Genomic DNA, 6,415 nt, shown 5'->3' with positions numbered 1-6,415 from the left:
TAAGGCACATCTGGATAACCGTTGACAGTAGCGCATACAGAAGCTGCTTGATAAGGTTCTACTGGGATAACGAACAATCTCCTTCAGTTGAAGCTCCGCTAGGTGACTTCTTTGGTTGCACGCACGGATTGAGATACAACATTAACTCGCTTCCAGTGGCGGTAAACCCATCGGGCGGATTCAACTGCTACTGGCCGATGCCTTTCGAAAACTGCGCGAGAATTGAAGTTGAGAACCTCTCTCCAAAGCCTTTTCAAAACTTCTTCTATCAGATTGACTACTCACTGGGGAGTATACCTGAATCAGCTGCATACTTCCATGCAGATTGGAGAAGATCGATGACCACTCGAGAGTGTCCGGAACATGTAATCCTTGACTGTGTTCGCGGCATCGGTCATTATGTGGGCACGGTTGCCTCCTGGACTCAGTTCTCAAACGGCTGGTGGGGAGAGGGAGAAGTCAAGTTCTTCATTGACGGTGAAGAAGACCCAAGTATCTGTACAACGGGAACCGAAGATTATTTTGGAGGCGCCTGGTGTTTTGGGGAGTCCTTCTCCGCTCCTTTCTGCGGTTACCCTCTATGGAAAAGAGATGAGGGACAGGTTCCCAGACACGGCCTCTATCGCTGGCATATCCCTGACCCCATACGGTTCAGCAACTCAATCAAAGTAACAGTGCAAGCGCTTGGCTGGTATCCCGACAAAACATTCCAGCCATTGACAGACGACATTGCCACTGTAGCTTACTGGTATCAAAGGGAGCCTCATTCGAACTTTTCGAAGAGATACTCGCAAGATGAACTGTGGTCGAGGTAAGAAACTGCAGATGATCTGTGTCGTTGAAGAGAAGGGAAACCACCTCGCTGAGATTATTCAGAAGGCTGGATACCAAACCAGTGCGAGAGTTGATTGCGACAAGAATGAACTGATAATACTGAACAACATCGTACCGGATCTGAAATCTCTATCGCCATCAATAGGGGCCAAACCAATAGTCCTAATTGGAAAGGCCGTAAGAATGATTGAAACGATTGGCGTTGAGGATGCCGGCACTATTGAAGAACAAAGAGTGTTTATGGACAGCTCCCCGTGGGACAAAAGGGGATTTCAATGCTATAAGAACCACCCTCTGTTTGAAGGATTGTTTGGAGGCTTCTACAGCACCCATCTCAACAGCCTTGAAGAGATACCGAATGTCTTCTACTATCTTGGCAGTAGAGCAAAGGTAGTGGCCGTCGAGAAGAGATATATAAGCTATATTAGGGACAGAAAACTGATTTGGCTTCATGATATCGGAGGCTTTCCAGTTCTCTCTATCGGAGGCTATCTTTCGTTTGAGGAAACCGATAATCCGTATAATTCCGAAGCAAGAAGGTTCATCGAGAATAGCATCCTCTGGATGCTTTCTCCTGACAGACAAGGCGAATACTGGATAGAATCGAACTCGGTATTTGTTCAGACTTCAGAGTCTTCAGATCAAAAACTTCCATCAGTCTGGTCAGTTACTAACTGGCCAGTTCCGTCTATCGAAATCGAAAACGCCAAAGGTTACATCAATTCCACAGGCCGACGTATTCTTGCGAATGTCTCTGTCCACAGAATTGAAGAAGTCTGGGTGCATCCCTTCCGAATCTTGAGATCCATGGAGTTCTCCATAGATGGAGAACACATGTCAAAAGCGCTCAATAGTGTTCTCTACGCACCCGAAAGAGTCGTATATAGACTTTGTTGTGGAGAGATAACTGTCTTCTGTAGTCTAGAGAACCCCTATCTGTTCTTTCAGTTCGACTTCTACGACTACACAGAACACAAGATCGATGTTCGTATCGAATCTGATCTCAGGATAATGTGGCCAATGGATGATGCTTTCAATGGAGAAAAACGGTTCACCAAACTTGATAAAGGGTTCATTCTTCAGACCGAGGACGCCCAGATCAAGAGCCTGTTCATCTTCTCGAGTCCATTATCACTATCTCTGGATAGGATTGACAAAGAGATCTCAGTGACGATTAGCAGCAAAGTGACAGGAACGGCCGTACTCTCGGTGATCTCATGTATCGAAGACGAAGAGCTCCCGAAGCAAATCGATATGCAAGATGAGATACTCAAGGCCAACGAATTCTACCTGAAGTACCTCGAGAAGGGGAGGATCATAACAGATGACTCAAGACTCAATGAGGCTCTTGACATGGCAAGAATTGGAGCAATCAAGTTCAGAGTGACCGTACCGAATCTTGGAACTGGCCTTGTAGCTGGATATGCTTCCAGTAGACCAGGCTGGTTCAGTGCGAGGCCCGGCTATGCCTGGTACTTCGGCCGAGACAGCCTCTGGTGCTCACTGGGATTTCTCGACATTGGAGACTTCACCACCGTCAAAGAGAACCTAGAACTTCTAATGAAATTCCAGAGAATCGATGGAAAGATCTATCATGAACTCACTACCAGCAACGTTGTTCACTATGACGCCGCCGATTCCACTCCCCTCTATCTTTACGCGATGTATAGGTACTGCTTGCAGAGTGGCGATATAGAATTTGCAAGGAAAAACTGGGGCAGAATAGAGAAAGCTCTAGACTACTGCTCAGAAACCGATTCAGATCGTGACGGTCTTATTGAAAACACTATTGCTGGCCACGGCTGGATCGAAGGGGGAAAACTGTACGGCGCTAAGGCCTCATTCTATTTGAACTGCATATGGATTGCAGCTCTCAGGGGCATAGGAATGCTTTCCGGTTATCTTGGAGAGGAAAGGGTTAAGTCTCATTTGTCAGATCTACAAGAACGATGCTTGATTGGCCTCGAAAAACTATACGATCCTGAGATGGGTTTTGCACTAGGAATAGATGAAGCGGGAAAGCAAATGAAATTCAGAACGATTATGTCTTCAATGGGTTTGATCTTCAACTGTGTGCCTCACGAAAGAATCTCCGCCCAAATCGAAGATCTGGCTAGTGATGACTTTTCCACCGACTGGGGGGTAAGAATAATAGGGAAGAGCTCAGGGATATTCAATCCCAAAGGCTATCATGAGGGAAGCGTCTGGCCTCTATTTACCGGTTGGGCTGCTTTGGCTCAGTTCAGACTTGGGGCGGATCTTGACGCTCACAATCATATGCTTGCCAATCTATACACAAATAAGGACTTTTCAACAGGGTATATCCCGGAAGTTCTACATGGGAATACCTACTCACTGTCCGGGATATGTCCTCATCAGGCCTGGTCTGAAACAATGGGATTTCAACCATTCTACGAAGGTGTGCTTGGCTTCGCTCCAAACATGATCGAGGGTATCATTGACTTTCAGCCATCAATACCGTTGAGCCTCAGGAGAGTAGAAGCTCCCTGTCTAGCGTCGGGGAGCAACTGTCTGTCGTTGTCATATGAATGTACGACACTGATTAGTGACTGGATAGAAGTAACGCAGCATTTTAGAATTCATATGGAGAAGGAAATCCCTGTACGTTTCACACCGTGGATACCCAAACAATCAAGTGATGTTGGGATTTCTGTCAACAACGAACCGCTTCCCGTAAGAACCCTCGACGGAATCACATCAAAGAGAGTTGAACTCGACACCAGTATATCGGGAAAGAAGCTGGACATTTTGATTACTTATACAGCTCCGTTCTTGATCCTTCCAGTTGAACCACAGCTCACCAAAGGCAAAAAGAGTTCACAACCCAGGATAATAGCAGTTAGGAGAATATCGGAATCTGAATGCTGGCAGCTGATTATTAGATCACCGGGAAAGATTACTTACATTCCTATTATGGCATCCAGGAAAATCGAAGCCGAGAACGCCGATATTGTGGGCAACGAACTCATCGTGAAGGGCAATAAGAGCAGTTCATACAAAACGGTGACTGTTCTTCTTAAGGCTCATTCACGAAATGCTTAGGCAGTATCGCGAAAAGGCGACAACTGTAGATTTACCTCTGCTGAGAAAGAGAAGTCTGATAGTATGTAGTTGTGGCGTCGACGAGAAATCGACTATTTGTTGAAGTCTGCAGTCTTTTCACTTCATTAAATTCCCTACTAGATTCTCTTTTGGCGCATAGCCAGATGCAATTTGTTTGATCATTAGTTCTGAGATCTACCCTACAAGACGTTCTCGAATAGATGAACTCATTTATTTGGCGTTGTTGTGCTCAACATTTGGCCTGTCAAGTGAAGAGGGGCACTTCATGAGTTGGCATGAGTTGGAACCTGCCTCCTTCTGCAATTTCGGCCTATCTCAGCACCAGCGCATCATGGAGGTGGAAACACAATGAAACTCAAACTGTTTTTCTTTGCTCTTTTCCTATCATTTGTACTATTCTTGACGCCCTCATGCATTTTCAGGAGTAATCAACCACCTTTGATCGAGAAAGAATCCTCCGGACCTTCTGGCGACACCCTTGATGACTGCATTACATTTGAGTGGCTCGGTTATGACGACGATGGCTACGTCTCTCTGTATCAGTATAGGGCAGACGGCGGACAATGGATTGATCACGGTACAAAGACCAGTTATACCTGGTGCGGTTATAAAGAAGGAGATCATACTTTTGAGGTCAGGGCGAAAGATGACAAAGGACTCGCTTCTGAACCGATAATCTGGACTTTCACTTTCCTCTCATTTGAACCCTATTTGGGAGACTTCGTCTTTGTGAGCGGGGGTTCTTTCACCATGGGAGACACCTGGGGCGACGGCTTAAATATTGAGAAACCAACCCATCCGGTTGAACTCGCCTACGATTTCTTTGTGGGGAAGCATCCAGTCACTTTCAACGAGTACAATGAGTTCTGTGTAGATAAGGGAGCCGTAATCCCCTCCGATGAAGGCTGGGGAATGGGCAGCAGGCCCGTAATCAATGTGCCATGGTGGATGGCAATAGAATACTGCAACTGGTTGAGTGAAAAGGATGGCCTGCCTTCTGCCTACATAACTCGTTGCGAAGTCAACGAAGGTCAGTTGCTCGATTCAGAGGGAAAGGTAACGACGGACATTACAGAAGTACTGGGATACAGATTGTTGACGGAAGCCGAATGGGAATATGCCTCACGTGGAGGGGAACACAACTCCGAATACAAGTGGTCTGGAAGCGACAACCCTTCACTGGTAGCCTGGTACGATTACAACTCCAACGATAAGACCCACCCGGTTGGCCAGCTCGAACCAAACGCTCTTGGTATTTATGACATGAGCGGTAACGTGCTTGAGTGGTGCACCGACTTCTACTCTGAATATACCGCTTCTCAAAAAACAAATCCGTACGTTTCCAGCGGAACTCACCGGATTTGTCGAGGCGGTTGCTGGGCCTTCCCCGAAGAGAATATCCGTGTATCTTATCGGTTTGCTGCCCTTCCCACGGATTTCGCAAGCTTAGCCGGGTTCAGAATCGGTAGAATCGCTCAGTAGCGATACTTCTGAACTCACATTAGAAGATGATAGAGTAAAGAGAAACAATATGATGAGTATAATATGTTCTCAACCGATTACCGAAAGAAAAGGGGGTTAAGAAGAAATGAAGAGACTCTTGATACTACTGCTGATAGTTGTGTTTGCAGTGATGCTTGCAGGGTGTAAGAAGCCCAGGGAGAATCATCCGCCAGTTCTCCAGAAGATCGGTGGGTCTGAAGGAGTAATAGATTGTTCAGCGAACGTTCTCGAGTGGAGCGCATCGGATCCAGACGGCACGATTGCGAAGTACTACGTCAATGTCGATGAAGCAGGTTGGGATGACTATGGACTTGAAACAGAATACGTCTGGAATGATTACGGAACCGGGGTTCATTCATTTGAAGTGAAGGCCGAAGACAACGAAGGTACATTCTCAAATATCATCTCCTGGAATTTCGTTGCCATTGAAGAGATGATATTAGTTGAAGGCGGAAAGTTCACAATGGGGGACAACTGGGGAGACGGATACGAGAATGAATTACCTCTGCACGAAGTAACTATAGATTACGACTACTTCATCGGAAAGTATGAGGTCACCTTTGATGAGTTCGATGCTTTCTGTGATGATATGGACATAACTAAACCTAAAGATTTCTCCTGGGGAAGGCAAAGGAGACCGGTGATTTCCGTTTCCTGGTATGAGGTAACTGAATACTGCAACTGGTTGAGCGACAAAGCCGGACTGGCAAGAGCGTATGACGAATTCGGAAATCTACTTGACCAAGCAGGGGGCATTACAGATGACCCGTCTGAGGTAATTGGGTTTCGCTTACCCACGGAAGCTGAGTGGGAATTCGCCGCAAGAGGCGGAGATTCAGAGTCATTGTTTAAGTACTCGGGAAGCAACGACCCGGATGAAGTCGCATGGTACCGAGAGAATGCTCACAATGACATTGTGGATAGTATCTCAACATGGCCCGTCGGAGAGAAGGAGCCCAATGGGTTGGGAATACACGACATGAGTGGCAATGTG

Annotated in this window: 4 protein-coding genes; all 4 read left to right on the top strand. The window is 46.5% G+C overall.

What is annotated here, in order from left to right:
- The first annotated feature begins 50 nt into the window (after positions 1-50).
- Positions 51-815, top strand: coding sequence for a DUF2961 domain-containing protein (locus ENN47_02690; protein ID HDP77094.1), 765 nt, complete (start codon positions 51-53; stop codon positions 813-815).
- Positions 796-3,897 carry a hypothetical protein gene (locus ENN47_02685; protein ID HDP77093.1) on the top strand — a complete coding sequence of 1,034 codons (3,102 nt, stop codon included), beginning with the start codon at positions 796-798 and terminating at the stop codon, positions 3,895-3,897. Before ENN47_02690 ends, ENN47_02685 begins: the two co-directional genes overlap by 20 nt.
- 369 nt (positions 3,898-4,266) lie before the next feature.
- The gene (locus tag ENN47_02680) at positions 4,267-5,400 is read left to right on the top strand and encodes a hypothetical protein (GenBank protein ID HDP77092.1); all 1,134 of its coding nucleotides are present in this window, start codon (positions 4,267-4,269) and stop codon (positions 5,398-5,400) included.
- A gap of 106 nt (positions 5,401-5,506) precedes the next feature.
- On the top strand, positions 5,507-6,415 hold a 909-nt coding region (locus tag ENN47_02675), incomplete at its 3' end, for a hypothetical protein (protein HDP77091.1).

It is taken from the genome of Mesotoga infera, assembly GCA_011045915.1.
In the GTDB taxonomy this organism is placed as follows: domain Bacteria; phylum Thermotogota; class Thermotogae; order Petrotogales; family Kosmotogaceae; genus Mesotoga; species Mesotoga infera_D.
The sequence above is the reverse complement of the archived record's forward strand: the minus strand, read 5'-3'. Positions and strand labels throughout refer to the sequence as shown.